Raw genomic sequence first — 24,559 nt, 5'->3', positions numbered from 1 at the left:
AGACTCCATGCTGCATCCCCAGGCACGCGCCCTGCTGGACTTCATCGAGCAACGCGGCGTACCCGCCACCCATACCCTGTCCCCCGAGGAAGCCCGCAGCTTCTATCGCGAACGCCGTTTCTTCACCCAGCCCGATCCGCCCGCCGTGGCGGAGACGCAAGCGCTGCAGGCGGACGGACCCGCCGGCCCGGTCCCGCTGCGCCTCTACCGCCCCCTGGCCGCGCCTGCCGCGCGCAGGCTGCCCGCGCTGGTCTACTACCACGGCGGCGGCTGGGTGATCGGCGACCTCGACACGCATGACACGCTGTGCCGCGAGCTGGCCAATGCCTCGGGCTGCGCGGTGGTCGCGGTGGACTACCGGCTGGCGCCGGAACACCGCTTCCCGGCGGCGCTCGACGACTGCCTGGCGGCGACACGCTGGGTGCATGCCAATGCCGGCGCGCTTCGCATCGATCCCGAGCGCCTCGCGGTCGGCGGCGACAGCGCCGGCGGCAACCTGGCGGCGGTGGTGAGCATCGCGGCGCGCGACGCCGGCGACCTGCCGATCCGTTTCCAGCTGCTGATCTATCCCGCCACCGACGGGCGCCGCATCGCCCCCTCCCACACCAGCAACGGCGACGGCTATCTGCTCACGCGCGACACCGTCCGCTACTTCCACGACCACTACATCGACGATCCCGCGCTCGATCTCGACTGGCGCGCGTCGCCGCTGCTGCACCCCGATCTCTCGCGCTTGCCGCCTGCGTTCGTGCTCACCGCCGGTTTCGACCCGCTGCGCGACGAAGGCGCGCAATACGCGCAGGCGTTGACCGCCGCCGGCAACAGCGCGAGCTATATCTGTTTCGACCGGCAGATCCACGGCTTCATCACCATGGGCCGGGTGCTGGACGAGGCGCGCACGGGGGTGGCGATGTGCGCGGCGGAACTGGCGCGGCACTTGCGGGGGTAGGTCCGCGCCGCCATGGACGGCGCCATCTTCGGCGCTATGGACGACGCTGTGGCGCCTCGCCGCCGGCGCTGCTCCTCATGCGAACTGCTCCATCGTCACATGCCCCGGGTGGCTTGCCACCCGCGCGATCCAGGCGCCGATGGCGGGATAGGCCGAGAGGTCGAAACCTCCCTCGTGGGCCACATGGGTATAGGCATACAGCGAGATGTCGGCGATCGTGTAGACGTCGCCGGCGATGTACGGCGTACGCCGCAGCTGGTCCTCCATCACGCGCAGCGCCTTGTGGCCGCCCTCCTGCCGGGCCAGGTACTCCTGCCGCCGGTTCTCGGGCAGGCCCAGATAGCGGGCGATGAAGCGCGCCACCGCGATCTGCGGTTCGTGGCTGTACTGCTCGAAGAACTGCCATTGCAGCACCCTCGCGCGAGCAAGGCGCTCCGACGGCAGGAAGGGCGTGCCGTCGGCGAGGTAATTCAGGATCGCATTGGACTCCCACAGGTGCTCGCCCGGCGCGAACTCGAGCACGGGTATCTTGGCATTCGGGTTCAGCGCAAGGAAGCCGGGCTCGCGCGTGGCGCCGGCGACGATGTCCACGTGCACCCACTCGTGCGGGATGCCGAGCAGCGCCAGCATGAGCTTGACCTTGTAGCAGTTGCCGGAAAAGATATCGCCGTAGACCTTCATCTTTGCTCCCCCTGTTGGATTGAACCGCGCGCTGCAGATTCTAGCGCTTAACCGGCATTCCCCCCGCATGCCCGGCCCGCGCGGCTATACTCGCCCGCATGATCCGCTTCTACGAATACACGCGCACGCCGCCCTACTGGGTCGCGCACGACGACGACGGCTACTGGCTGGTGCCCGCGCGCGACGGCGGCTGGGGCGACCGCTCGCCCTTCGTCGGCCACGCGGTGAACCTGCGCCCGCTCGCGGGCTTCGGCGGCGTCGACCTCGGCCTGCCGCCCGGAACGCCGGCTTCGCCGCCGGCCTGATCCGGAAGACTTTGACCTGGATCATTTTTTTTGGCGCGCCAGGCTCCTAGCATGCTCCTGAATACCACCGATAAGAAGGAGCAGAAATGAGCTACCGCACCATCGCCGTCCACGTCAACGCATCCGCCCATACACCCGCCCGGGTCGAGCTCGCGGCGCGCCTCGCCGCGCTGCATGAGTCGCATCTGGTGGGCATGGCAGCCACCGGCGGCGCCAGCGCTTTCTACGCGGCCGGGCTCGCCGGCGAAGGCGCGGTCGCGCTCGGCGCCTACCTGGAATTCATGCGCGAAAGCGCAAAGACCTGGCTTGCCGCTTTCGAAGCGGGCGCGAGGAAGGAGGGCGCGCCATCCTTCGAGCCGCGCATGATCGACGATGAATCGGGCATCGCGCTCTGCCTGCAGGCGCGCTACAGCGACCTGCTGGTGGTCGGCCAGCCCGACCCCGCCGAGCGCGGCAGCGGCGAACGCGCCGACGCCGGCGAGTATGCGCTGCTCAATTGCGGCAAGCCGGTGCTGTTCGTGCCGTATTCCGGCCGCTTCGACACCGTCGGCAAGCGCGTGGTGATCGCCTGGGACGGCAGCCTGGAAGCCTCGCGCGCGGTGAGCGGCGCGATCCCGCTGCTGCGCAGGGCCGACCTGGTGCAGGTCACGGTGTTCGATCCGGAAATCGGCCCCGCCGCCCACGGCGAGGAGCCGGGCGCGGACATCGCCCTGTACCTGGCGCGCCACGGCGTGAAGGTCGAGGTCGAACGGCAGCGCACCGGACGCGAAATCGACATCGGCAACGCCCTCCTCTCCCATCTCTCCGACTTCGGCGCGGACCTGCTGGTCATGGGCGGATACGGCCATGCGCGGGTGCGCGAGATCCTGATGGGCGGGGTGAGCCGCACCGTGCTCCGGTCCATGACGGTGCCGGTCCTGATGTCCCACTGAGCGGAGAAAAATCATGGCGACCGCCGCGAACCTGCCGCCCGACGACGTGTCACACGGGCTTGATGCTTCCCCTGTCGAGTTCGGTGTGGCCGCCATGGACCTGGCGCACAGGAATCTGCTGAACGAACTGTCGCAGTTGCGCGATGTCTGCGACCAGGAGTTCGTGCGCTGCTATCCGGCGCTGGTCGCCGCCGTCGAGCGCGATTTCCGCGAAGAAGAAAACCTGATGGAGACGCTCGGCCTGTCCTCTTTCCGGGCCCACCTCGAACAGCATGCGCGCATGCTGGCCGCACTCCATTGCACGATGAGCGGCGCCTGCGGCGGCGATACCGCGCCGGCGCGCGCCGCCGTCGGCCTGCTGCGGGAATGGATGGAGTTCCATATCCCGAGCATGGACCGCGAACTGGCGGCGGCCATGCAGGCCCGTTCCGCGCCGGGCGCGACGATGCAGTAAGCCCTGCAGCAAGCCCCGCCCTTCACGCGTCCCGTCACGCGAATCCGCCGCAGCCCATAAAATACCGCTGCGCCCGTCCCTGGGGCGCGCCGGTGCGCCGCGCGGTGCTGCGCACCTCCGCACGGAGGATACAAAGGTGATGCAACAACAGGACTTCAACGCGCAATTCCCCGATGAACTGCAGGGCTTCCCCGGCCTGCGCCTGCGTGCCGGCAAGGCGAGCGCGCTGGTCGGCGCGCAGGGCGCGCAGCTGCTTTCCTGGCAGGGCGCGGACGGACGCGAACGGCTGTTCCTGTCGTCGGCCAGCGACGGCCTGCGGCGCGGCGACGCGCCCGACCGGCTGGCCGCGCCGATACGCGGCGGCGTGCCGGTCTGCTTCCCGCAGTTTTCCGGGCGCGGCCCGATGATCAAGCACGGCTTCGCGCGCGGCATGGCCTGGCGTCTCGACGCCAACGACGGCCGGTCCGCCACGCTCTCCTGCAGCGACAATGCGCTCAGCCGCGAACACTGGCCGCACGCCTTCCATGCCTCGGTGCGGGTGGCGCTGGAGGAAGACGCGGTCACGGTGACGCTGGAGGCGCATAACCGCGACGGTACGGCCTGGGCATTCAGCTGCGCGCTGCATACCTATCTGCGCCTGGACGACGTGCGCCAGGCGCGGCTGGAAGGCCTCGGCGGCGTGCGCTACCAGGACGCGACCGACCAGAACCGGGAGAAACGGCAGGAGGAAAACATGCTGTCGATCGGCGCCGAGGTCGACCGCGTGTACATGGCGCCGCCGCCGGCGCTGCAACTGCACGAACCCGGTCTGCCGGTCCTGTCCATCAGCCAGCAGGGCTTTGCCGACACCGTGGTCTGGAATCCCGGGCCGGAGCTGGCGCGCAAGCTGTCCGACTTTCCGGACGATGGCTGGCTGCACATGCTGTGCGTGGAAGCCGCGCATGCGGCGGCGCCGCTGACGCTGCAGCCGGGCGAACACTGGCGCGGCAGCCAGACGCTGCGGGTCCTGGCCTGAAGCCCGCGCCCCTGATCTCTCTTGCCTTTCCGGCAATGAGTGTTGCCGCGCGTCGCCATGTGCGCGGCTTGTACTGGCAGCGACCCCGGTTTTGCGCTAGAGTTTCCCCTCAGCAATACACGAGACTTTCCGCGCGCGTCAGGGGACGCCGCGGAAATACCGCCGCCGGCACCGGGCGGCCGTCCACTTTCTCCCATACCCGGCGCCCGACGGACGCGACATAAATAAGCGAGGATCTGGACACATGGATCAGCCGAATCGGCCGGCAGGCGATGGCGACAGCGTCTTCGGCACCTTGCGCCGGCTTGCCGACCACGCGCCCGTGATCATCTGGATCACCGACGCCGACGACGTCTGCACTTATGTCAGCGCCAGCGACATCGGTCCGGACGCGCTCGACCAGGCGATGTCCCGCTGGATCGACTTCATCCATCCCGACGACCGCGCCCGGGTGGCGCCGATGTTCCGCGCGGCGCGCCAGGCGCGCCAGCAGTACCAGGTCGAATACCGGGTCGTGCGCAGCGACGGCGGCACGCGCTGGATGCGCGGCGCCGCCGCGCCGCGTTTCTCGCCGGAGGGCGAATTCAAGGGCTATGCGGGGGCCATCGTCGACATCAGCGCCCAGCACGACGCGCTGCAGGAGCTTGCGCACAGCGAAGCGATGCACCGCCTGCTGACCGAAAACAGCTCCGACCTGATCAGCCACCACGGGCTCGACGGCCGGCTGATCAACATCTCGCCGGCGAGCCAGCGCGTGCTCGGCTTCGCACCGGCCGAGATGACCGGCACCACCGTGTATGAGCATCTGCATCCCGACGACGTCATCGCCATGCACGCGATGATGAAGCAGTTGTCGCGGCGCGAGGAAAGCGATCTGTTCGAACTGCGCTTCCGCCACCGGTCGGGGCGCTACGTATGGCTGGCCTGCAAGGCCCGCGTGCTGCTGGACCCGGTCAGCGGCGCCCGCGCCGGCACGGTTTCCGTCGGCCGCGACGTCACCGTGGAGCGCCGCGCCAAGGAAGAGCTGGCGCGCCGCGAAGAACGCTTTCGCAGCCTCACCCATCTGTCCTCGGACTGGTACTGGGAGACCGACGAGAACGACCGCCTGACTTTCGTTTCGGAAGGCGCCTGGCGCGCGACCGAGAACATGCCGCCCAACGTGCTGGGCCGCACGCGGCTCGAGCTGGCCGCCGACCGGGAAAGCTTCCTCCGCACCGGCTACCTGGATCAGGTCGCGGCGCGCCAGCCCTTCCGCGACCTGCGCTACGGCTGCGGCTATGGCATGGAGGGCGTGGAACGCCATGTCAGCATTTCCGGCCAGCCGGTGTTCGAGAACGGCGTTTTCAAAGGCTACCGCGGCGTCGGCCGCGACATTACCGACGAAGTGGCGATGGCCGCGCAGCTGTCGCGCCTGGCCACGGAAAACAAGGCGCTGGTCGACAACTCGCTCGACATCATGGTGCTGTTCGACCCGGAAGGACGCATCGGCCGCGTCAACGCGGCGGTCACCGGCATTCTCGGCTACCGGCCGGATGAACTGCTGGACCGCCACTACACCGAATTCGTTCATCCCGAAGACCGCGAGCGCACGCTCGCGCTGCGGCCGGCGCTGGTCGGCGGCGCGCCCGTGCTGCGCGATTTCGAAAACCGCTGGATGCACAAGAACGGCACGGCGGTGCACCTGTCCTGGGCCGCGATGTACGAGGCGTCGACCCGTCTCGTCTATGCGAGCGCCCGCGACATCACCGAGGCCCAGCGCAACCGCGCCGAGCTGCACCGTTCCAACCGGCGCCTGGTGGCGATCCTGGAGAGCATAGGCGACGCCTTCTTCGCGCTCGACGAAGAGTGGCGCTGCACCTATGCCAACCGCAAGACCCTGCAGTACACCGATCTGAGCAGCGAGGAACTGGTGGGCAGGCTGCTGTGGGATGCGGTGCCCGACGTCGTCGACACGCCGCACATGGCGGAATACCGCAAGGTGATGGAAACCCGGAAGAAGACTTTCTTCGTCGCCTACTGGGAGCCGAAGCAGGCCTGGGTCGAGGTCAGGGTCTATCCGAGCGAAGCCGGCGGCATCTCCGTGTTTTTCCATGACGTGACCGCGCGCCGCAGGGCCGAGGCCGCGATCCGCGAGAGCGAACAGCGCTTCCGGCAGGTGATCGAAATGACACCGGCCGGCTATGTGCTCACCGACGGCCAGGGCATCGTCGTCGACGCCAATCCCGCGCTGTGCGGCATGAGCGGCTATCCGAAGGAGCAGCTGGTCGGCAGGCCGCTGCGCGAGCTGTTTCCCGTCTTCCCGCTGGCCGACGTCGACGGCAACATGACGGCGGTGCACGGCAAGGAAGCGGTGCTGCGGCATCGCAGCGGCCAGCCGGTCTATGTCCTGGTCAATCTCGACGTGCGCGACGGCGCGCTGACCGCCTTCATCACCGACATCACGCAGCGCAAGCAGACCGAGGCGCGCCTGCAGCAGCTCGCCACGCACGACACCCTGACCAACCTGCCCAACCGCAGCTCCCTCAACGACCGCCTGCAGCAGATGCTCGACGCGGCCGGATGCGACGGCCAGGTGGCAGTGATCTTCATCGACCTCGACCGGTTCAAGGAAGTCAACGACTCGCTCGGCCACGAGCGCGGCGACCTGCTGCTGCGGGAAGTCGCGCGCCGGCTGCAGCGGCGCATGCGCCCGACCGACATCGTCGCCCGGCTGGGCGGCGATGAGTTCGTGGTCGCCGCCCACTGCGCCGAGGGCGACGCTTCCGCCGCCCTCATCGCCGACAAGCTGCTGGCGGTCCTGGCCGAGCCGATCGACGTCGCCGGCCATGAAGTCTTCGTCGGCGCCTCCGCCGGCATCAGCATGTTCCCGCGCGACGGCGCCACCCGCGAGATCCTGTTCCAGAACGCCGACACCGCGATGTACCGCGCCAAGAGCGCGGGCCGCAACGGCTATCGCTTCTTCGAGCAGGAAATGAGCGTGGAAGCCAAGACGCGCATGACGCTCGAGCATTCGCTGCGGCGCGCGCTGGAGCGCAACGAGTTCGAGCTGCACTACCAGCCCCGCCTCGACCTGCGCGGCGGCCGCGTGCTCGGCATGGAGGCCCTCATCCGCTGGAATCATCCGCAGCTGGGCCGCGTATCGCCGCTGCAGTTCATCCCGATCGCCGAGGAGCGCGGCCTGATCGAGGCGATCGGCCGCTGGGTGCTGCGCGAGGCCTGCGCGCAGACGCGCCGCGTCAGCGAACGTTTCGGCCTGCCGCTGCGCGTGTCCGTCAATCTGTCGGCACGCCAGCTGAAATGCCACGACCTGCGCGAACAGGTGACGGAGGCGCTCGACAGCGCCGGGCTGGCGCCGCAGATGCTGGAGCTGGAGCTGACCGAGAGCGCGCTGATCGAAGACATGGAAATCTCGGCCGCGCGCCTGGGCGAACTGAAGAAGCTCGGGATCAAGCTGTCCGTCGACGACTTCGGCACCGGCTACTCCGGCCTCGCCTACCTTCAGCGCTTTCCGCTGGATGTGATGAAGCTCGACCGTTCCTTCATCAACCAGCAGACCGACGGCACCCGCAACCTGCATTTCATCAAGGCCCTGATCGATCTTGCCCACACGCTCGATCTGTCGGTCGTGGCGGAGGGCATCGAGACGGCCGACATCCTGCAGTTCCTCAAGAGCTGCCGTTGCGACGAGGGTCAGGGGTATCTGTTCTCGGCGCCCCTGCCGATCGAGGCGTTCGAGGCTTACCTGGAGCAGATCGCGGTGCGGCAAGCCACCGCCTGAAGCGCGGGTTGCCATTCTTGAAACCGCAGGGCGGCGGCGCCGCTTCCCGTTGCCGTGCGTCAGCCGCTGCGATACATTGCTCGATATTCAGAGGACTTGACTAGGCTTGAACCACTCCACCCTGCAACGCGTCGTCCTGATTCCCTTCGTCCTGCTCGTGCTGGCGCTGGGCGCGGTCATCTACTGGGCGTCCCAGCGCTCCGGCGAGGTCGCCGCGCGCGAGTTCTCGCAGAAAGTGGTCGAGAGCATGCTCGACCGCGTGGGCCAGGCCACCGACCGCAATCTGCTCGGCGCGCGCGTCGCGGTACGCGCGGTGGCGCCCGACCCGGTGTATTCCCCGGCGGACGGCAAGGTGACGCCGATGGCGTTTTCCGACCGGCTCGAGGATCTCGAGCAGCGCATGTGGCTGGCCACCAGCTTCTTCCCGACGGTTAACAACTACGTGTATTTCGGCGGCGCCGACGGCCGCTTCGTCGGCATCAACCGGCGCGCCGACCGCATCGAACTGCGCTGGCGCGCGCCCGGCAGCCAGGGCCGCGACGTCTACGCCGTGACCGCCCCGGGTTCGAAACGCGAACTGATCCGCACCGACAACTACGATCCGCGCACCCGCCCCTGGTACAAGGAAGCGGTCGACCGGAAAAAGGAAAGCTGGTCCGCGGTCTACACCGATTTCACCACGCTGGAGCCCACCTTCACCCTGACCAAGCCGGTCTATGCCGACGACGGCAGCCTGCGCGGCGTGGTGGCCACCGACCTGTCGCTCGCCCAGCTGACCGATTTTTTCAGCACGCTCAGGATCAGCGCCAATGGCATCGCCTTCCTTGTCGAACGTTCCGGCGCCATCATCGCCACCTCCACCAAGGAGCTGCCCTACCGGGTCGAAGGCAAGAACCTGCAGCGGCTGATGGTCGACGAGAGCGCGTCGCCGCTGCTGCGCGAGGCCTACCGCCAGGTGATGCAATGGCAGGCCGAAGGCCATTCGCTCGACAAGCCCCTGTCGGGGGAATTCGACAGCGCGGAAGGCCGGGTGCAGGTCGCGGCCATGCTGCTGCGCGATCCCGGCGGACTGGAGTGGCTCAACATCGTCGCCGTGCCGCGCTCGGACTTCATCGGCAACCTGAGCGGCGTGCTCTACCGCAGCCTCGCCATCGGCCTCGCCGCGGTGTTCCTGGTGCTGGTGCTCGGCATCACGCTGCTGCAATGGGTGCTGGGCGACATCCGCAAGCTCACGCTCGCGGCGCGCAGCATCGGCTCCGGCGACACCGCCGCGCCGCTCAACATCAACATCCAGCGCCGCGACGAGATCGGCGAACTCGCCAAGAGCTTCCGCGAGATGGAGCGCAACCTGCGCACCGACCGCCTGACCGGCGTGCTCAACCGCGATTCCCTGCTGACGCAGATCGCCTTCCGCATCCGCAACGCCTCGCCGGCGGTGCCGCTGAAGTTCGTGCTGCTATTCATCGACCTCGACCGCTTCAAGCAGATCAACGACGAGCACGGCCACGACGCGGGCGACCGCGTCCTGATCGAGATCGCTCGGCGCCTCAAGTCGGCGGTGCGGGCCGACGACGAAGTGGCGCGATTCGGCGGGGATGAATTCGTCGTCTACCTGCATGGCATCGACGGCGAGAAGGATATTGCCGCGGTCGCCGAAAAGCTGCGGCAGACGATCGAACAGCCGATAGAGATCGGCCCCGGCCTGTATGACCATGTCGGCGCTTCCATCGGCCTGGCCGCCTGGCCGGCGGACGGCCAGGACCTCGACACCATCGTGCGGGTGGCGGACACCCGGATGTTCGGGTTGAAGAAGGCGCGGCGGCAGTAAGCCGCGCGCCGCGGGGATTGCGACGCGGCGGCCACGAGGCCGGCCCCGATCTTGGCGGGCAAATACTTCGACCGGGGCCCGGCTCGCACCGACGCTCGACCCGCGCGTACCTGGAGAAGGATTTCAAACCGGGATTCACGCATCCGGACAATCAGGCGTAGTCCGTCGCGGCGCGAGGCCATGCGAGCACCGCTACGGCCTTCGCGCCGACATCAGGATACCGCCCACGATCAGTACGAATGCCGCCGCGTGATACCAGTGCGGCGCCTCTCCCAGAAACGCCGACGACAGCAGCGCCGCGAACAGCGGCGTGAGATTGTTGAAGAAGGCCGCGATGTTCGGCCCCACCCGCTGCACGCCGGCGCCCCAGCAGCGAAAGGCGATGATCGCCGGTCCCGCGGCGACGTAAAGCAGCGCGGCCCCCAGCCCCCAGCTCCATTGCACCGGCGGCGGCCGCAGCAGCTGCTGCTCGCCGAGCGCGAACGCGGCCGACCAGAGCAGTCCGAAGCCGACCTGCGCGGCGAGGAATGCCGACCAGTCGGCGCGGATGTGCGGCGGGTCGCGCGGCTGCGTCAGCAGCCAGCTGTAGACCGACCAGGCGATGGTGGCGAGGATCATGAACAGATCGCCCGGTACCAGCCGCAGGGCGAGAAGATGCTGCCATTCGCCGCGGCTGAGCACCAGCAGCACGCCGGCGATCGACAGCACCGCGCCGCCGACCTGGCGCCGCGCGACACGCGCGCCGAAGAACAGCCATCCGATCAGCAGCATCCACACCGGCATGCTCGACGCGACCAGCGTCACGTTGATCGGCGTCGAACTCTGCAGGGCGAGATATTGCAGCGCGTTGTAGACGCCGATGCCGAGCAGGCCGAGCACTGCGAAGCGCCGCCAGCGCGGCCACAGCTCGCTGCCCGGCCTGAACACTCCCCAGGCCAGCGGCAGCAGCAGCGCGAGCGCGATCAGCCAGCGCAGGAAGTTGAGCGTCACCGGCGGCACCATCGCATTCACCAGCCGGCCGACGACGGCATTGCCGGCCCACAGCAGCGGCGGCAGGGTCAGCATCAGGGCGGTGGACGGCGTGAGACGGGCGTTCATGCGGGGGCGGCGGGCGGTGCGGGAAAGCGCACGAGCATACTGGATTTCTTTCCGCCGCGCCGGACAGGGTAGAATCGCGCCTCCCGCAAGACGAAAGCATCACATGGCCCGCCTCACGCTCGACTTCCCCGAAGACCAGTACTACTACTCGACTAATCTCACGGTGCGCGTGACCGACATCAACGGCGCCAACCACCTCGGCAACGACTCGATGATTTCCATGATCTCGGAGGCGCGGGCGCGTTTCCTGTTCGAGTTCGGCATCGAGGAGAACCGGGAAGACGGCGTCGGCATCATCGTCACCGACCTCGCCACCACCTACCGCGCCGAGGCGCATGCGCGCGATCAGCTGCTGTTCGAAGTCGGCGTCATGGACTTCAACCGGTATGGCGGCGACATCACCTTCCGCATCACCCGCCCCGCCGACGGCGCGCTCGTCGCAATGGCGAAATCGGGCTTCGTGTTCTTCAATTACCGCTCGCGCAAGGTGGTCCGCATGCCGGAAGAATTCGCGGCGAAATTCCCCAAGGCCAACTGGATAGACTGAGCCGTTTTTTCCCGGCTGGCATCACGCATTCATCCGGCGCGAATCTTGCTCTTCCTGGCAAGACGCGCCGGGACGGCGCAGTGATCCGAGGAAAAAATGAGCCAGCAAAACAATACTGCTTATCACCCGGAGCACCTGCTCGATGCACTGCTGCTCCAGCTCCATCTCCGCAGCGACGAGGAACTCTCCCGCAAGCTGCATGTTGCACCCCGCATCATCCGCGAGATCCGCGCCGGCACGCTGCCGGTAGGCGCCTCCATGCTGATCTGGATGTCGGAGGCCACAGGCCTCGGCATCCCCCGGCTGCGCGAACTCATGGGCGACCGGCGCCGGACCTGCCGCCTCAGTTTCGGCCCGCCCCGCCGGCGACGCACCAACTAGGCCCCGGAACCAAGCGGCTCCGCGCGCGCTCCTAAATGCGTAAGCAATTTCTCAACAGATTTTCCGGGAGAAGCAGATGAAGCAGCGAGACCGTTACGAACCGGGCAAGCTGGTCACCGGCGCGGTGCAGGTCGCCGTCGCGGTCGTGTCCTTTCTCGAATGGCGCCGCCGGGCCAAGGGCGGACAGCCGCCGCGCGCGGCCGGCGCGCAGCAGGCGCAGGTAACGGGATTCGCCTCGCACGCGCTGCATCCGGCGAGCTACGAAGCCTTCGACGAGACGCCCGACCTGCAGCAGGCGGAGAACACCAAGCGCGACGCCGAGGCGCAGGAAGTGGAGCGCAAAAAGCGCGAGACCGTCGCCAGACTGCACGGCGAGTCCAGGCCCAAGGCCATGTTCCACCTCGCCATATCCGCCGCCAAGGAATGGTCGTCGCACCGGGCCGCGAGCAAGGGCGCGGCGCTGGCGCTTTACACCCTGTTCTCGCTGGCCCCGATGCTGGTGCTGGTGGTGACCATCGCCGGCCTGTTCTTCGGCGAGGACAATGTGCGCAACGCACTGCTGCAGCAGATGTCCGGCCTGATGGGAGAACAGGGCGGCGACGCGGTGCGCACGATACTCGAGGGCGCGCGGCGCGAGGACGCCGGACTCATCGCCGGGCTGATTTCATTCGGCCTCGTGCTGCTCAGCGCCACCAGCGCCTTTTCCGAACTCAAGGCCAGCCTGGACGAACTGTGGGAAGTGCCGCCGGCGAAAACCTCCGGCGTCTGGGGCTTCATCCGCGACCGCGTGCTGTCCTTCGGCCTGATCCTGGTGCTGGCGCTGATGCTGCTGATATCGCTCGCGGTGAGCACCGCGATATCGGCGATGGACAGCATCTGGCCGGGCGGCGAGGGCTCGCCGCTGAAGATCATCAGCATGGTGCTGTCGCACCTGGTCTCCTTCGGCATCGTCGCCGGCCTGTTCGCGGTGATCTTCAAGTACCTGCCCGGCACCGAGATCGCATGGAAGGACGTGGCCGTCGGCGCCGCCATCACCGCCGTGCTCTTCATCATCGGCAAGACGATCATCGGCATGTACGTCGCCAGCGCCGACATCAGTTCCGGCTACGGCGCGGCGGGATCGGTGGTCATCCTCATCACCTGGGTCTACTATTCCGCGCAGATCTTCTTCTACGGGGCGCTGTTCACCCATGAATACGCGGTCAAGCTCGGCAGCCGTTCGCAGCCGCGCGACACCGCGCGCGAAGCCCGCGGCGAGGGCCTGCGCCCTGAAACCGCATGACGGAGGTCGGGATGGCCGATATTCATTTGCATCACAACCCCGACCAGCATCGCTACGAACTGCTGGTCGACGGCGAGCTTGCGGGCTTCGCGGCGTACTCGGAAAGGGGCGGCGCGATCTGCCTGACGCATACCGAGATCGATCCCGGGCATGAGGGCAAGGGCTACGGCTCGCAGCTGGCCGCGCGAACACTCGATACGCTGCGCGGGGAAGGCCGGCAGGTGATCCCGGGCTGCTCCTTCATCGCCGGCTACATCGAGCGGCATCCGGAGTACCGGTCGCTGGTGGCGCCGCGGCGGGAGTAGGCGTCCCGGACGCCCCGGTCTCAGCCCGGCGCCGCCTGCGCCGCCGCCGGCTTCCGCTCTTCGAGCACCGCGATCAGTGCATTCACCGACACCGGTTTGACCAGGTGGAAATCGAAACCGGCCTCGAGCGCCAGCTCGCGGTCGCGCGCCTGGCCGTAGCCGGTGAGCGCGATCATCTTCGCGCGCGCGCATTCGGGCATCGCGCGCAGGCGGCGCACCACCTCGTAGCCCGAGGTGCCCGGCAGGCCGATGTCGAGCAACACCGCCTGCGGCCGGAAAGCGCTCGCGCGTTCGAGCGCGGACGCGCAGTCGTGCGCGCTCGCGGTTTCATAGCCGGATGCTTCCAGCAGCATCTGCATCATCTCCACCGCATCGGGGTTGTCGTCGACCACCAGCACCCGCTGCCTGCCCGCTGCTTCCTGCGCGCCGGCGTCGGCGGCTTCCGGCGGCGGCGCCGGCTGGCAGTGCGACAGCGGCAGGCACACGCTGAAGGTGCTGCCGGTGCCGGGCCCGGCGCTGTATGCATAGACCCGGCCGTTGTGCAGCTGCACCAGCTTCTTGACCAGGGACAGGCCGATGCCGAGTCCGTTCTGCGCCTGGTCGGGCGCGACGTCGCCCTGGGCGAACAGATCGAAGATGCCGTCAATCGCGTCGAGCGTAATGCCGATGCCCGTGTCCTTCACCGTGAGCATCAGCTCCTCGCCCACGATCGCCGCGTTGAGCGTGATCGTGCCGCCCTTGGGCGTGTACTTGGCGGCGTTGTGCAGCAGGTTGCCGAGCACCTGCGCCAGCCGTACCGCGTCGCCGTAGACCCAGACGTCCTGTTCCGGCAGCAGCACGTTGAGCTGATGCTGGCGGGCGGTGATGAAGGGCTGCGCGGTTTCCAGCGCGGACGACACAAGTGCCTTGAGCTCCAGGTTCTTCGGCTGCAGCGTGATCTTGCCCTGCGAGATGCGCGAGATGTCGAGCAGATCGTCCACCAGGCGCACCAGGTGATCGACCTGGCGCGAGATCATGTCGCGCGCGCGCTCCTGCACCTGCGCCTCGCCGCTGCCGGTCATGCGCAGCAGGTCGACCGCCGACCGGATCGGCCCGAGCGGATTGCGCAGCTCGTGCGCGAGCGTGGCGAGAAACTCGTCCTTGCGGCTGTCGGCGTCGTGGCGCAGCTTTTCGGCCGCCTTGCGCACCGAGATGTCGCTGGTGACGCGGGCCACGCGCTCGCGGCCGGGCGCGGTGTTCTTGACCGGGAAGGCGCGGTCGCGCACCCAGCGCACGGAATTGTCGGGCAGGACGATGCGGAATTCCTCGTCATACACGCCGGTCTCCATCAGCCGCTCGAAAGCGGCGCGCACCCGCTGGCGCTCCTGCTCGTGCACGAAGGCGATCCAGCTGCCGATGTCGTCGCGCAGCACGTCGGGAGAGCGGCCCCAGAGCAGTTCGAAGGCGGGACTGACATACAGCAGGCGGCCGTCCTGCGGCGCCAGCATCCAGAACACGTCTTCGATGTTCTCGGCCATCTGGCGGAAACGCTCCTCGCTTTCCAGCAGTTCGCCCTGCACCCGTCGCAGCCGCAACAGCGCGTTGACGTTGGCCACCAGTTCCTCGGCTTCGATCGGCGCCACCAGGTAATTGTCGGCGCCGCCGTCGAGCGCGCGGATCTTGTCGCTGCGGTGGATCAGCGCGGCCGAGGTCTGCAGCACGAGAATGGACGCGGTGGACGGGTCAGCCTTGATGCGGCGGCAGACTTCCAGCCCGTTGATGTCGGGCAGCTTGACGTCGAGCAGGACCAGGTCAGGCGCGTCGCTGGCGGCCAGCGCGAGCGCGTCGCCGCCGGTCGCCGCTTCGATGACGTCGAAGCCGGCCACCTGCAGGATGCGCGTCTTCACATAGCGCGCTCCTTCATCGTCATCGACATTGAGTATCAGCGGTTCTTTTCTCATGCTATGCATTCCTCTGCCCGGCCGCCTCGCGCAGGACCGCGTGGCGCACCGGGATGGTCAGGCTGAAGGTCGACCCTTCGCCGACCGTGCTGCGCACGTCGATGCCCCCGCCCAGCAGTTCGGCCAGCTTGCGGCACAGCGGCAGACCGAGCCCCGTGCCCTTGACGCGCTTCTGCAGCGGATTCTCGATCTGGCTGAACTCCTCGAAAATCAGCTGCAGATTCTGCTCGGCGATGCCTATCCCGGTATCGCTCACCTCGAAACGGATGCGCTCCCCGGTGTTGTCCGTCGCCGCGCTCACCCTGACCTCGCCCTGTTCGGTGAACTTGAGCGCGTTCGACACCAGGTTGCGCAGGATCTGCGACAGCTTGCCTTCGTCGGTGCACAGCACCTGCTGCGCCAGGCGGTCATCGAACACCAGCTCCACGCGGTCGCTGGTCGCCAGCGGACGCAGCATGCCGCGCAGGGTGCTGAACAGTTCGCCGACGGTGAACTCGGCGGGCTTGAGTTCGACCTTGCCGGCCTCGATCTTGGCGAGGTCGAGCAGGTCGTTGACCAGTTCCGCCAGGCCGGTCGCCGCCTTCTGGATGAACAGCACCTGCTTTTCCTGCGCCTCGGTCAGCTCGCCGTCGATCCGGTCGAGCAGCAGCTGCGACAGCGCGCGGATCGAGCTCAGCGGCGTGCGCAGCTCATGGCTGGTATTGGACAGGAAACGCGACTTCATCGCATCGGCGCGGCGCAAGTATTCCGCCTTTTCCTCGATTTCGGCGTACAGCGCGACCACGCCCCGGTTGGTGTCCTCCAGTTCGCGGGTGAGCGCCATCAGTTCTTCCTGGCGGGCGCGCAGTTCGGCGAGCGTGCGCATCAGCTCGCGGCTCTGCGCCAGGTCTTCCTCGTAGACGGCGGGCGCCGCCAGCTCCGCGAGACCGGCGCCGATGCGCGCCAGCTCGTCGCGGCCGGGCGTCAGACCGGCGGGCAGGAATTTCGCCAGCGTCACGGTGGTTCCCTGTCCGGGCATCGTCTCCACGTCGCAGCGGTCCATCAGGCGCTGCGCGCCGGCGATGCCGACGCCGCTGCGCTGGGCCCGTTCGGCGGCGAGAATCTCATCCAGCCGCGCAATGCCGGGGCCGCTGTCGCTGACGATCACTTCCAGCTCCGCCGGCTGCGGCGAGGCGCCGCGGACGATGAACCGGACCAGGCCGCCTCCCGCGTGGGCGCAGGCGTTCTGGGCGATTTCCGACACCGCGGTGGCGATGCGCGCCTGGTCCTGGACGCCGAATCCGATCCGGCCGGCGAGTTCGCGCGCATGCTTGCGCGCCGCGATCACGTGGCGTTCGCTCTCGACCGGCAGGCGCAGCAGCTCCACTTCCATGCCTAGGTCCTCCTGCGGCGCCTGATCACGGCGACCGTGGCGTCGTCGCGGCCGCGCCCGAAGTCGCGGTACAGGATGCCGGCGATCAGCGCCGGATGGCAGCGCGCCAGGCCCGGGTAGGCGTCCAGGTCCCATTGCTTGCTCAGGCCGTCGCTGTGCATCACGAACAGGGCATCGGCCGGCCACGGATGGGAAAACGCCTGGACCTTGCGCATGTTGTGGCCGACGATGCCGTTGTGCGACATCAGCTGCTTGCAGTCGCCGTCGGTCCGCACGCAGGCACTGATGTTGCCGATGCCGGCAAAGCTCAGGCTGTCGTTGTCCGCATCCAGCCGTACCGCCGCCAGCGCGGCGCCCCGGGTGGAACGCAGGGCGATGTGGGCGGCATCGATCAGGGCGGCCGGCGCGAGTCCGGGACGCGCCTCGAAGACGGCGAGCGCGGCCGCGGTCGCGCGCGCCGCCTCCGGCCCATGGCCGAGGCCGTCAGACATGAGCAGGCCGGCGCCGTGGTCATCCGCGCGCATCGACCAGCCGTCGCCGCAGGCATCCTCGCCCGGCATCGCGACGCAGACGGCGCCCGCTTCGAGCAGCTCCGGCGCCGCCCCGCCGCCGATCCGCATGAAAACCCCCGTCCCCTTGCCCGGCGCGCTGTAGACATCGAAGCGGGCCGACAGCCGCCGCATCGCGCCCAGCCCGTTGCCCGGCGTGCCGACGGTGGATACGCCGTCCTGCATGCTCTGCGCGACATCGCGGATGCCGGGCCCGGTATCGAGCGCCAGCACATCGATCGCGCTGCCCGGGACGGGCGCGGGCGCGATCAGAATCCTGCCGCTGCCGGCATGCTTGAGGATATTGGTCGCCGCTTCCGTGATGGCGATCGCCAGCTGGCCGGACAAGGTTTCGTCGAAACCGAGCGCGTTCCCCAGCTGGACACCGGCGCGGCGGGCCGCGGCGATGTCGGTGGCATGCGAAACGAGAATCAGCTGCTGGCTACTCATCAGCGTTTCCACTTCGTGATGCGGACCGTGGTTCCTTCGCCGGGCCGGGTATCGATGCCGAAGTCATCGACCAGGCGCTTTGCCCCGCCGAGACCGAGGCCGAGGCCGCCGCCGGTGGTGTAGCCGTCGCTCATCGCAAGCCCGACGTCGGCAATGCCCGGGCCGCGATCGGAAAAGACGACATGCAGGCCGCGCTCGAAGCCGTTCGACAGCAGGCGCAGGCGCACCTCGCCGCCGCCGCCGTAGCGCAGCGTGTTGCGCGCGAGTTCGCTCGCCGCGGTCACGAGCTTGGTCTGGTCGACCAGGCTCAGTCCGATCTGCACCGCCATTTCCCGCACCGTCTTGCGCAGGCGCACCACGTCTTCATCGGTGCGCAAGGGCATTTCGAGTTCCGCGGCGTCGCCGCCTGCCTGCGGCGTCGCGCCACTGGACATGAAAAAAGCCATGTCTCGCCCGTGCTAAGGTTTGCGCCCGGCCAGCAGCGCCATGCCGCGTTCCACGTCCAGCGCGGTACGCACGCCCTGCAGCGAGAGGCCGAGTTCGACCAGCGTGATCGCCACCGCCGGCTGCATGCCGACCACCACGGTCGTGGCGTCGAGCACCCTCGCCATCGCCGCGGTGTTGTTGATCATGCGGCCGATGAAGGAGTCGACGATATCCAGCGCCGAGATATCGATCAGCACGCCGCGCGCGCGGTAGCGCACGATGCGCTCGGTCAGGTCGTCCTGCAGCGTCATCACCAGCCGGTCGTGCATGTCGACCTGGATGGTGACCAGCAGCAGGTCGCCCATGCGGAGAATCGGGATTCTTTCCATGTCAGGCGTGCTCGCGCTGCTGGGTGGTGATGGTGGAGCCCGTACGCTGCAGCGCGACCAGGAAGGCATCGGCCAGCGTGGCCTTGGTGATCACGTCTTCCAGGTTGACGCCGAGATGCACGATGGTCTGCGCGATCTGGGGACGGATGCCGCTGATGATGCAGTCGGCGCCCATCAGCCTGGCCGCCGCCACGGTCTTGAGCAGATGCTGGGCCACCAGCGTGTCGACGGTCGGAACGCCGGTGATGTCGATGATGGCGATGGCGGCGCTGGTCTCGATGATCCGCTGCAGCAGGCTTTCCATCACCACCTGGGTGCGGTTGCTGTCGAGCGTGCCGATCAGCGGCAGCGCCAGCACGTTCTGCCACAGCTTCACCACGGGCGTCGACAGCTCGAGCAGTTCCTGCTGCTGGCGCACGATGATCTGGTCGCGGCTCTTCTGATAGACCTCCACGGTGAACAGGCCGAGCGCGTCGAGCAGGGTGCTGATGCTCCAGGTCGCCCCGGCCAGCTGCTCGGGCTGGTCGGCGAATTCGGTGCGCAGGCGGGCGAACAGCGGCTGCTTGATCGAAAACACGAAGACGGCGGTCTCGCTCGGCGTCGATCCCTGGCGTGCGCGCTGGTGCGACAGTTCGCTGAGGAAGGCGCGCGCCTCGTCCCATTCGCGGGCCTCGATGTCGTTGAGCTGGCCGGATGCGGCGCCCTGCTGCAGCACGCGCAGGAATTGTGCGCATTGCTGGCGCAACTGGCTTTCCTGGTCCGCGTCCACCCGCACCATTCGCGCTTTCAGGTCCTGCAGCCATTCCTCGAGAATGACGGGCTGAAATTTTTCGAAAATGCCGGCGATCTGCAGGGGGAGCGTCATGGTGATTCCTTCTGTGGGCTTTTTGTCTGGTCTTGTAAGGCACGCGCGGCTGACGGCGCGGCGTCCGAAAAGGACGCGAGAGTGTAACAATGGGTCGCGTCGATGATGATTATGAAAAACCCGGCTTTGCGATTCATCAACTCAGTTGAAAAAAGAGCAAGCAACGCTCCACGCTTTTCTGCCCGGAACTTCCCGCGTGCATCTCGCTCTACAATAGCGCTCCGCCACGCCATCCCCGCCCTATCGATGCGCACACGTCCATATGCCCTTGCCCTGATCTGCCTGCAGCTGGTCGCCTGCTCGCTGCCCGTCCGCCAGGCCCCACCAGCCGAGGAATTCGCCGCCACCGATGTCCATGCACACGGATTCGCCGGCAGCGACAAGGCGACCTGCGAGGCCGCCCGCCGCGCGCTGCTGAGCCAGGGCTATGTGATCCACGAGGCGAGCGCCTCGCTGGTACGCGGCCGCAAGAACTTCCAGCCCGAGCGCGAGCAGCACATGCAGATCGAATTTCACGTGGTCTGCGCACCCAACAGCCCGGGCAGCAACAGCGCGACCGCGTTCGCCAACGCGGTGCGCGACACCTATACCCTCCGCAAGAGCAGCACCTCGGCAAGCCTCGGCGTCGGCGCGCTCGGCTCGCTGTCCCTGCCGCTCGGCCTGTCCGACGAGGCGATGGTCAAGATCGGCAGCGAGACCATCGACGCGCGTCGTTTCTATGAACAGTTCTTCGCACTGATGGAGCGGTATTTCGACGGCACCGGCCATCTGCCCGAGGACTCGCCGGCCGAAGCGCCGGAAGCGGCCCGCCAGTCACCCCCTCAATGATGGTGGTAGCCGATATCCATCCTCACCTTGCCGCGGAATACCCAGTACGACCAGAACACATAGGCCAGGATCACCGGCAGCAGGAACATGGTGCCGACCATCAGGAACTGCTGTGACATCGGCGCGGTGGCCGCATCCCACAGGGTGATCGACGGCGGGGCCACATACGGCCAGAGTGAAATGATGAGCCCGGTGTAGGCGAGAAAGAACAGGCCCATCGCGCACAGGAAGGGCAGCACTTCCCTGCCGCGGCGCAGCGCATGCCACAGCAGCCATGCGACGACCGCGGTCAGCACGGGCACCGGCAGGAAGTAATACAGGTTGGGCAGGCTGAACCAACGATTGGCGATGCGCTCGTCCACCAGCGGCGTCCAGATGCTGACCATGGCGATGAACGCGAGGATGCCGAACAGCGCCACCCGCGACGCGCGGCGCGACCAGGCCTGCAGCTCGCCTTCCGTTTTCATGTAGAGCCAGGTCGCGCCGAGCAGCGCATACCCCACCACCAGTCCGACCCCGGTCAGCAGCGGAAACGGCGCGATCCAGTCCCAGCTGGTACCGGCGTAGGCCCGGCCCTCCACCGGAAAACCAATGATGAAATTGCCGAGCACCACGCCCTGCGCCAGGGTCGCGAACAGCGAGCCGAGCATGAAGGCGCCATCCCACAGCCACTTGCGCGCCTCCGGCGCATCGCGGAATTCAAAGGCCACGCCGCGGAAGATCAGCCCGAGCAGCATGATCAGGATGGGGAAATAGACGGCGGGAATGATGATCGCGAACGCCAGCGGGAACACGGCGAGCAGGCCGCCGCTGCCGAGGATCAGCCAGGTCTCGTTGAAATCCCAGATCGGCGCGACCGAGGCCACCATCATGTCGCGCTCCTCCTGCTTCTTGCGGAACAGGAAAAGGATGCCGACGCCGAGATCGAAGCCGTCGAGCAGCACGTACATCAGCACAGCGATGGACAGAATCACCGCCCACAGGGGTACCAGGTCCAGGGTCATTGCGCGCTCCGTCAGCGTGATGGGCGACCGGAGGACGACCCTCCGGGCTGGCGCTACCGATGGTAGTCGACGCGGAGTCGACCGCTACTGATCTTCCTCACTCCGCTACCACCCTGACTGCCGCGCTGGGCCCGGGGTTCCGGAAAGCGGCGGCGGCACCCCGGCAACGCAACAGCGTGCCGGGGCCGAGGCCAACGCGTCGCGGTCCGCGATAGACGGCTATCGCCCCGTGAAACCGGTCAGCCACCGCAGGCTGGGCTCCAGGTGCCATGCCTCGTTGCCGCTGCGCCATGCGGGCTGCAGGACATCCTCGCTGCTGCCGCAACCGGCCGCGCGCATGTAGCAGTGATCCGCCAGGCCGCTCGTCATCCGGATCTGCTGCACCATTTCCCAGCCGCTGCCGTTGGCGGCGGTGCAGCTTCCCGCGGCAAATCCGCAGTTCATGCCGGTCACTTCCTGCATCTGGCTGCGCACGGTCAGCGCATTGCCGCCCATGAATTCGTCCGCTTCGCCGTTGACGATGCGCAGGCGGTCGCTCGGCAGGACGCGGTTGCCGTTGGCCACGCACTGTCGCAGGTCGGTGCTCGCATACTGCACGCCGGCGCCGAGTCCATACGCGGCCTGCACGCGCGCGTCATGGTTCTTGGCGAGGATGGACATGATGGCGCCCTGGCTGAAGCCGGCCACGACCAGTCCCTTGCGGCAGTCGGCGCCCTTGCGCGAGCAGAGCTGCGTGATGGCGCTGGCTGCGCTGTCGGGATCGAAGATGCATTTGGCCTTGGCGCCGATCACCTCGCAGTTGCCGAAGGCGGAATTGCCGTACTCGACGGTGGCGGCGACATATCCCTTGGCGGCCATGCGGCGCACCGCTTCGAGTGCGGAGGCATTGGTAAAATTTTCCCAGGTGCCGACCATATAGACAAAGACGGGATGTCTGCCCGGGGTCGTCGGCTCCATGCCGACGATGTTGTACGTGCTTGAACAGTCGCCCCCCGACGGACTGGCGCCGTTGTAGGTTGCGGTGAAGCTGGCTTGCGCGAGCGCGCCGCCGGTGGCGAGCGCGGCGCACAACGCGGTCAGGGCCTTGAGGCCACGCGCAATCCTTTGAACCCTCTGAATCGTTTTAACCGTCTGAACCGTTTGTCTCATCTCATCCTCTTCTCGTTTTGAATATGTGTCGTGCGATGCGATAGCACCTGGCTATCGGCTTCCGGCCTTGCAATTCCCGTGCCCTGGAGCACCCAAAGGGCCGTTTGAACGCGCGCCCCGCCCGGCGGTCTTCATGAGAGACGGGCTTCATGACACCACCGAGCGATAAGGAGACTTTCAATGCGTACCCATGCGTTACTCATTGCACTCGCCGCCGGCGTTTTCTCAACCGCCTCGCTGGCACAGTCGACCGCCGGCCCTTCCGCCCCGCCGGGCAAGGGCAAGCCGGACAGCCAGGCCGTCAGCAAGGCGGACTATGGCGTGGAGGATTGCCGCAAGGACATGGCCAATGCAGAGGATGCGAAGCGGGCCGGCCATATCACGGACAAGGAGCACGCCGAGCAGAAGAAGATGGCACAGACCAAGATGAGGCGGGATGCCGGCCGCGGCGAAAGCGACGGCGGGAAAGCGGCCTGCTAGCGGGCCGTCGCACCGGCGCGCCGCAGGCCGCCGGTGCCGGTTGAAAGAGACATGAAAGGACATTCGTAAATGGCGCGTATCGAACAGAGCATCGATGTCAACCTGCCCGCCCGGGCGCTGTTCAACCAGCTGACCCGGTTCGACGACTATTCGGAATTCATGGTGAACGTCGATCAGGTGAGCCAGGTCGACGACACCCACCTGCGCTGGACGACCAGCATGGCGAACCGGCCGGTGGTATGGGATGCCGTCGTCACGACCGACGAGGCGGCGCACCGCATCGCCTGGCACGGCACCGGCGGCATCGATAATGCGGGCGAGCTGGAGGTGCGCCCGCTGGGCGAAGGCGCCTCCAGGGTCGTCTTCACGGTGCGCATGGAATCCGGCGAATTTCCGGGCGCGATGGCGGGCGACACCGACGCCGAGACCTCGCAGCACATGCAGCAAAGCCTGGCCAGGCTGAAGAATTTCGTGGAAACCCAGGGTGAGGGCGCGGGCGCGTCGTGCGGCATGCTCGGTCCGGGCAATGTCGCGAGTGCCGCCTCGACCAGCGGCTCGCCCACCGAAATGCTCGAGGACGAACCCAACGAGAGCGGCCCCGCCGGGAGCCGGCCGGCAGGACGCTGAGCGGGTCAGCGCGCGGACCGCGGCCGCGCGCGTTACATCAGCCGGCCGCGGTCCCGACTCTTTCGGTGAGCCAGGCCCGGCCCCTGGCCCGGTCGATCAGCATCTCCTGCCGCGGCTCCTGCCTTGCCCGGTCATCGGGCGTGAACAGGATGCCGTTGTCCTCGCCCATCATCTCTTTTGCCTGAAAGCCGGTGATGCGCTCCGCACCCGCGTTCCAGCTGCTGACTTTCCCCTGCAGGTCGAAAGTGAGGATGGCGTAATCGAGCGCCGTGCCGTAGATGCTCGTCAGCAGCAGCGAGGCGTCGAGCGTGTCGGAAAGCATCATGGACTGTCGCCTGCGCCGCCGCCTCAGTTGCTGCGGAGCGCGGCCATGCTGAGCACGCAGCAGCTCTCGCTGCCCCGACGGATCTGCTCCTGTGCGGCACGCGCGATCGTCGCTTCGAATGCGTGGAAAACCTCCAGGTCGTCGGCGTCCGACGTATCGATGCCATGGCGCGCGGCAAAGCCGTCGAGGGTCTCCCTGGAGATCAGAAACTCATGGCTGCGCGTGCGCAGCCTGATACGGAATGACACTCCGGCGGGAGTGCGGTTTGCGTCTGTGACCGATCCTGACATCATCACCACCTTCACGATTGCGGCATTGCGATTTCGAACTGCCTGCCGGTTCGCGGGGAGCGGGCCGGGCAAGCGACTTAGGTGAAAGTCTGCCAGCGACTCGAGATGGATTCTGTTCGGTCGATTACACACATGTCGCGAAAGTGGAGAAAAACGCGCTCGGCTTGCATGCTCCGCGTGCGGCGCACGCTTTTTTAAGTCAATTTTGAACATATGGCGCCGCTTCATGTCCGACCGCTTGCATAGCTCGTCACACGTCACATCGTGGCGGCTCTTCATGCCACTTCTCTTTACAGCGCATACAAGGCGGA

The 24,559-nt window shown here is 67.4% G+C and carries 26 protein-coding genes; 14 read left to right on the top strand and 12 right to left on the bottom strand.

The window, feature by feature from the left end; translation table 11 throughout:
- The first annotated feature begins 7 nt into the window (after positions 1-7).
- The gene (gene lipP1, locus NCCP691_RS02460) at positions 8-949 is read left to right on the top strand and encodes a LipP1 family hormone-sensitive lipase (RefSeq protein WP_220806659.1); all 942 of its coding nucleotides are present in this window, start codon (positions 8-10) and stop codon (positions 947-949) included.
- A gap of 75 nt (positions 950-1,024) precedes the next feature.
- On the opposite strand, the gene NCCP691_RS02455 is transcribed toward lipP1, so the two are convergent.
- A complete protein-coding gene (locus tag NCCP691_RS02455; protein ID WP_220806658.1) occupies positions 1,025-1,630 on the bottom strand; it encodes a glutathione S-transferase family protein in 606 nt (201 codons plus the stop codon).
- Positions 1,631-1,728: 98 nt separating this feature from the next.
- Here NCCP691_RS02455 and NCCP691_RS02450 point away from each other — a divergent pair, with 98 nt between their 5' ends.
- From NCCP691_RS02450 to NCCP691_RS02425, 6 genes are all read left to right on the top strand, one after another.
- Positions 1,729-1,935, top strand: coding sequence for a hypothetical protein (locus NCCP691_RS02450; protein ID WP_220806657.1), 207 nt, complete (start codon positions 1,729-1,731; stop codon positions 1,933-1,935).
- Positions 1,936-2,021: 86 nt separating this feature from the next.
- Positions 2,022-2,867, top strand: coding sequence for a universal stress protein (locus tag NCCP691_RS02445; RefSeq protein WP_220806656.1), 846 nt, complete (start codon positions 2,022-2,024; stop codon positions 2,865-2,867).
- Between the two features lie 13 nt (positions 2,868-2,880).
- Positions 2,881-3,321 carry a bacteriohemerythrin gene (locus tag NCCP691_RS02440; RefSeq protein ID WP_220806655.1) on the top strand — a complete coding sequence of 147 codons (441 nt, stop codon included), beginning with the start codon at positions 2,881-2,883 and terminating at the stop codon, positions 3,319-3,321.
- A gap of 139 nt (positions 3,322-3,460) precedes the next feature.
- Positions 3,461-4,336, top strand: a complete 876-nt coding sequence (locus tag NCCP691_RS02435; protein WP_220806654.1) for a D-hexose-6-phosphate mutarotase — start codon at positions 3,461-3,463, stop codon at positions 4,334-4,336.
- Positions 4,337-4,580: 244 nt separating this feature from the next.
- Positions 4,581-8,114: a PAS domain S-box protein gene (locus NCCP691_RS02430; RefSeq protein ID WP_220806653.1), complete on the top strand. Its 3,534-nt coding sequence runs from the start codon at positions 4,581-4,583 to the stop codon at positions 8,112-8,114.
- A gap of 106 nt (positions 8,115-8,220) precedes the next feature.
- On the top strand, positions 8,221-9,942 hold the full coding sequence (locus NCCP691_RS02425; protein ID WP_220806652.1) for a sensor domain-containing diguanylate cyclase: 1,722 nt from the start codon (positions 8,221-8,223) through the stop codon (positions 9,940-9,942).
- Positions 9,943-10,134: 192 nt separating this feature from the next.
- Here the strand turns inward: NCCP691_RS02425 and NCCP691_RS02420 are convergent, their stop codons facing one another.
- Positions 10,135-11,040, bottom strand: a complete 906-nt coding sequence (locus NCCP691_RS02420; protein WP_220806651.1) for a DMT family transporter — start codon at positions 11,038-11,040, stop codon at positions 10,135-10,137.
- A 103-nt stretch (positions 11,041-11,143) separates the two neighbouring features.
- Between NCCP691_RS02420 and NCCP691_RS02415 the strand changes: the two genes are divergently transcribed.
- The 4 genes from NCCP691_RS02415 to NCCP691_RS02400 all read left to right on the top strand — a co-directional run bounded on the left by NCCP691_RS02415 (position 11,144) and on the right by NCCP691_RS02400 (position 13,555).
- The gene (locus tag NCCP691_RS02415; RefSeq protein ID WP_220806650.1) at positions 11,144-11,587 is read left to right on the top strand and encodes a thioesterase family protein; all 444 of its coding nucleotides are present in this window, start codon (positions 11,144-11,146) and stop codon (positions 11,585-11,587) included.
- 96 nt (positions 11,588-11,683) lie between these two features.
- On the top strand, positions 11,684-11,968 hold the full coding sequence (locus tag NCCP691_RS02410) for a hypothetical protein (protein ID WP_220806649.1): 285 nt from the start codon (positions 11,684-11,686) through the stop codon (positions 11,966-11,968).
- A 76-nt stretch (positions 11,969-12,044) separates the two neighbouring features.
- A complete protein-coding gene (locus NCCP691_RS02405; RefSeq protein ID WP_238482279.1) occupies positions 12,045-13,250 on the top strand; it encodes a YihY/virulence factor BrkB family protein in 1,206 nt (401 codons plus the stop codon).
- A gap of 11 nt (positions 13,251-13,261) precedes the next feature.
- On the top strand, positions 13,262-13,555 hold the full coding sequence (locus NCCP691_RS02400; RefSeq protein WP_220806648.1) for a GNAT family N-acetyltransferase: 294 nt from the start codon (positions 13,262-13,264) through the stop codon (positions 13,553-13,555).
- A 20-nt stretch (positions 13,556-13,575) separates the two neighbouring features.
- Here NCCP691_RS02400 and NCCP691_RS02395 read toward each other — a convergent pair whose 3' ends face one another.
- From NCCP691_RS02395 to NCCP691_RS02370, 6 genes are read right to left on the bottom strand one after another with little or no spacing between them, the layout of a single operon-like run.
- Positions 13,576-15,495, bottom strand: coding sequence for a hybrid sensor histidine kinase/response regulator (locus NCCP691_RS02395; RefSeq protein ID WP_238482278.1), 1,920 nt, complete (start codon positions 15,493-15,495; stop codon positions 13,576-13,578).
- Between the two features lies 1 nt (position 15,496).
- Complete coding sequence (locus tag NCCP691_RS02390) at positions 15,497-16,867, bottom strand: sensor histidine kinase (RefSeq protein WP_220806646.1); 1,371 nt, start codon at positions 16,865-16,867, stop codon at positions 15,497-15,499.
- A gap of 2 nt (positions 16,868-16,869) precedes the next feature.
- On the bottom strand, positions 16,870-17,865 hold the full coding sequence (locus NCCP691_RS02385) for an ATP-binding SpoIIE family protein phosphatase (protein WP_238482277.1): 996 nt from the start codon (positions 17,863-17,865) through the stop codon (positions 16,870-16,872).
- Positions 17,865-18,299, bottom strand: a complete 435-nt coding sequence (locus NCCP691_RS02380) for an anti-sigma regulatory factor (protein ID WP_220806867.1) — start codon at positions 18,297-18,299, stop codon at positions 17,865-17,867. The genes NCCP691_RS02385 and NCCP691_RS02380 overlap by 1 nt, the downstream gene beginning before the upstream one ends.
- A gap of 24 nt (positions 18,300-18,323) precedes the next feature.
- Positions 18,324-18,680 (bottom strand): STAS domain-containing protein, encoded by a 357-nt coding sequence (locus NCCP691_RS02375; RefSeq protein ID WP_220806644.1) that lies wholly within the window; start codon positions 18,678-18,680, stop codon positions 18,324-18,326.
- A 1-nt stretch (position 18,681) separates the two neighbouring features.
- Positions 18,682-19,545, bottom strand: a complete 864-nt coding sequence (locus NCCP691_RS02370) for an STAS domain-containing protein (RefSeq protein ID WP_220806643.1) — start codon at positions 19,543-19,545, stop codon at positions 18,682-18,684.
- A gap of 246 nt (positions 19,546-19,791) precedes the next feature.
- Here NCCP691_RS02370 and NCCP691_RS02365 point away from each other — a divergent pair, with 246 nt between their 5' ends.
- Complete coding sequence (locus tag NCCP691_RS02365; RefSeq protein WP_220806642.1) at positions 19,792-20,373, top strand: DUF2242 domain-containing protein; 582 nt, start codon at positions 19,792-19,794, stop codon at positions 20,371-20,373.
- On the opposite strand, the gene cydB is transcribed toward NCCP691_RS02365, so the two are convergent.
- On the bottom strand, positions 20,367-21,377 hold the full coding sequence (gene cydB, locus NCCP691_RS02360) for a cytochrome d ubiquinol oxidase subunit II (protein WP_220806641.1): 1,011 nt from the start codon (positions 21,375-21,377) through the stop codon (positions 20,367-20,369). The two genes, NCCP691_RS02365 and cydB, sit on opposite strands and share 7 nt — an antisense overlap.
- A gap of 219 nt (positions 21,378-21,596) precedes the next feature.
- The gene (locus NCCP691_RS02355; protein WP_220806640.1) at positions 21,597-22,526 is read right to left on the bottom strand and encodes an alpha/beta hydrolase family protein; all 930 of its coding nucleotides are present in this window, start codon (positions 22,524-22,526) and stop codon (positions 21,597-21,599) included.
- A 180-nt stretch (positions 22,527-22,706) separates the two neighbouring features.
- Between NCCP691_RS02355 and NCCP691_RS02350 the strand changes: the two genes are divergently transcribed.
- Both NCCP691_RS02350 and NCCP691_RS02345 read left to right on the top strand, forming a co-directional pair.
- The gene (locus tag NCCP691_RS02350) at positions 22,707-23,006 is read left to right on the top strand and encodes a hypothetical protein (protein ID WP_220806639.1); all 300 of its coding nucleotides are present in this window, start codon (positions 22,707-22,709) and stop codon (positions 23,004-23,006) included.
- A gap of 69 nt (positions 23,007-23,075) precedes the next feature.
- On the top strand, positions 23,076-23,633 hold the full coding sequence (locus tag NCCP691_RS02345) for an SRPBCC family protein (protein WP_220806638.1): 558 nt from the start codon (positions 23,076-23,078) through the stop codon (positions 23,631-23,633).
- A 37-nt stretch (positions 23,634-23,670) separates the two neighbouring features.
- Here the strand turns inward: NCCP691_RS02345 and NCCP691_RS02340 are convergent, their stop codons facing one another.
- A complete protein-coding gene (locus NCCP691_RS02340) occupies positions 23,671-23,958 on the bottom strand; it encodes a PAS domain-containing protein (protein WP_220806637.1) in 288 nt (95 codons plus the stop codon).
- Positions 23,959-23,981: 23 nt separating this feature from the next.
- The gene (locus NCCP691_RS02335) at positions 23,982-24,527 is read right to left on the bottom strand and encodes a hypothetical protein (protein WP_220806636.1); all 546 of its coding nucleotides are present in this window, start codon (positions 24,525-24,527) and stop codon (positions 23,982-23,984) included.
- Positions 24,528-24,559 lie beyond the last annotated feature (32 nt).

Origin of the sequence: Noviherbaspirillum aridicola (assembly GCF_019656455.1) — a bacterium.
Taxonomy (GTDB): domain Bacteria; phylum Pseudomonadota; class Gammaproteobacteria; order Burkholderiales; family Burkholderiaceae_D; genus Noviherbaspirillum; species Noviherbaspirillum aridicola.
Note: the sequence above shows the minus strand (reverse complement) of the source record. Positions and strands in the feature narration are given on the sequence as shown.

What these genes read in the sequence shown, in the direction of transcription:
- lipP1 (WP_220806659.1), top strand. Translation starts at nt 8, where the DNA reads ATGCTGCATCCCCAGGCACGCGCCCTGCTGGACTTCATCGAGCAACGC.
- NCCP691_RS02455 (WP_220806658.1), bottom strand. Translation starts at nt 1,630, where the DNA reads ATGAAGGTCTACGGCGATATCTTTTCCGGCAACTGCTACAAGGTCAAG.
- NCCP691_RS02450 (WP_220806657.1), top strand. Translation starts at nt 1,729, where the DNA reads ATGATCCGCTTCTACGAATACACGCGCACGCCGCCCTACTGGGTCGCG.
- NCCP691_RS02445 (WP_220806656.1), top strand. Translation starts at nt 2,022, where the DNA reads ATGAGCTACCGCACCATCGCCGTCCACGTCAACGCATCCGCCCATACA.
- NCCP691_RS02440 (WP_220806655.1), top strand. Translation starts at nt 2,881, where the DNA reads ATGGCGACCGCCGCGAACCTGCCGCCCGACGACGTGTCACACGGGCTT.
- NCCP691_RS02435 (WP_220806654.1), top strand. Translation starts at nt 3,461, where the DNA reads ATGCAACAACAGGACTTCAACGCGCAATTCCCCGATGAACTGCAGGGC.
- NCCP691_RS02430 (WP_220806653.1), top strand. Translation starts at nt 4,581, where the DNA reads ATGGATCAGCCGAATCGGCCGGCAGGCGATGGCGACAGCGTCTTCGGC.
- NCCP691_RS02420 (WP_220806651.1), bottom strand. Translation starts at nt 11,040, where the DNA reads ATGAACGCCCGTCTCACGCCGTCCACCGCCCTGATGCTGACCCTGCCG.
- NCCP691_RS02415 (WP_220806650.1), top strand. Translation starts at nt 11,144, where the DNA reads ATGGCCCGCCTCACGCTCGACTTCCCCGAAGACCAGTACTACTACTCG.
- NCCP691_RS02410 (WP_220806649.1), top strand. Translation starts at nt 11,684, where the DNA reads ATGAGCCAGCAAAACAATACTGCTTATCACCCGGAGCACCTGCTCGAT.
- NCCP691_RS02405 (WP_238482279.1), top strand. Translation starts at nt 12,045, where the DNA reads ATGAAGCAGCGAGACCGTTACGAACCGGGCAAGCTGGTCACCGGCGCG.
- NCCP691_RS02400 (WP_220806648.1), top strand. Translation starts at nt 13,262, where the DNA reads ATGGCCGATATTCATTTGCATCACAACCCCGACCAGCATCGCTACGAA.
- NCCP691_RS02395 (WP_238482278.1), bottom strand. Translation starts at nt 15,495, where the DNA reads ATGAGAAAAGAACCGCTGATACTCAATGTCGATGACGATGAAGGAGCG.
- NCCP691_RS02390 (WP_220806646.1), bottom strand. Translation starts at nt 16,867, where the DNA reads ATGGAAGTGGAGCTGCTGCGCCTGCCGGTCGAGAGCGAACGCCACGTG.
- NCCP691_RS02385 (WP_238482277.1), bottom strand. Translation starts at nt 17,865, where the DNA reads ATGAGTAGCCAGCAGCTGATTCTCGTTTCGCATGCCACCGACATCGCC.
- NCCP691_RS02380 (WP_220806867.1), bottom strand. Translation starts at nt 18,299, where the DNA reads ATGTCCAGTGGCGCGACGCCGCAGGCAGGCGGCGACGCCGCGGAACTC.
- NCCP691_RS02375 (WP_220806644.1), bottom strand. Translation starts at nt 18,680, where the DNA reads ATGGAAAGAATCCCGATTCTCCGCATGGGCGACCTGCTGCTGGTCACC.
- NCCP691_RS02370 (WP_220806643.1), bottom strand. Translation starts at nt 19,545, where the DNA reads ATGACGCTCCCCCTGCAGATCGCCGGCATTTTCGAAAAATTTCAGCCC.
- NCCP691_RS02365 (WP_220806642.1), top strand. Translation starts at nt 19,792, where the DNA reads ATGCGCACACGTCCATATGCCCTTGCCCTGATCTGCCTGCAGCTGGTC.
- cydB (WP_220806641.1), bottom strand. Translation starts at nt 21,377, where the DNA reads ATGACCCTGGACCTGGTACCCCTGTGGGCGGTGATTCTGTCCATCGCT.
- NCCP691_RS02355 (WP_220806640.1), bottom strand. Translation starts at nt 22,526, where the DNA reads ATGAGACAAACGGTTCAGACGGTTAAAACGATTCAGAGGGTTCAAAGG.
- NCCP691_RS02350 (WP_220806639.1), top strand. Translation starts at nt 22,707, where the DNA reads ATGCGTACCCATGCGTTACTCATTGCACTCGCCGCCGGCGTTTTCTCA.
- NCCP691_RS02345 (WP_220806638.1), top strand. Translation starts at nt 23,076, where the DNA reads ATGGCGCGTATCGAACAGAGCATCGATGTCAACCTGCCCGCCCGGGCG.
- NCCP691_RS02340 (WP_220806637.1), bottom strand. Translation starts at nt 23,958, where the DNA reads ATGATGCTTTCCGACACGCTCGACGCCTCGCTGCTGCTGACGAGCATC.
- NCCP691_RS02335 (WP_220806636.1), bottom strand. Translation starts at nt 24,527, where the DNA reads ATGAAGAGCCGCCACGATGTGACGTGTGACGAGCTATGCAAGCGGTCG.